Origin of the sequence: Robertmurraya korlensis (genome assembly GCF_023715225.1) — a bacterium.
Classification (GTDB): domain Bacteria; phylum Bacillota; class Bacilli; order Bacillales; family Cytobacillaceae; genus Robertmurraya_A.
This window is the reverse complement of sequence record NZ_JAMBNS010000104.1, coordinates 1-451: the sequence shown is the minus strand read 5'-3', so window position 1 is coordinate 451 and position 451 is coordinate 1. Positions and strand designations below refer to the sequence as shown.

General features: G+C 50.1%; 1 protein-coding gene. It reads left to right on the top strand.

Annotation, left to right across the window (positions count from 1 at the left end):
- Window positions 1-14 precede the first annotated feature (14 nt).
- On the top strand, window positions 15-451 hold a 437-nt coding region (locus M3175_RS26005), incomplete at its 3' end, for a 5'-3' exonuclease H3TH domain-containing protein (RefSeq protein WP_285852456.1).

Genomic DNA, 451 nt, shown 5'->3' with positions numbered 1-451 from the left:
AGATGATACAAGCGATGGGCATACCGCTACTCGCCATTGAAGGCGTAGAAGCTGACGACATCATCGGCACACTCGCCCACCGTGCTTGCCTAGAAGGTCATCATGTCATCATCTCCACAGGCGACAAAGATATGTGCCAATTGGTCAATCCCTGCGTCATCGTGGAAAACAGCTTTGATGACAAACGCTATGACATCGCAGGGGTGAAAGAAAAATTTGGCGTCGAGCCGCGTCAAATCATCGACTATCTCACCCTCATGGGAGACGCATCGGATGGAATCAAGGGTGTCGCAGGCATCGGCGCAAAAACCGCGCAAAAACTGCTTGAGCAATACGACAGCATTGACAATATCCTTGCCAATGTCGACCAGTTAAAAGGCAAGCAACAACAAACCTTTTTGCAAAGCACCGACAGCATTGCGCTGGATAAACGCTTGGCGACCATCATCAC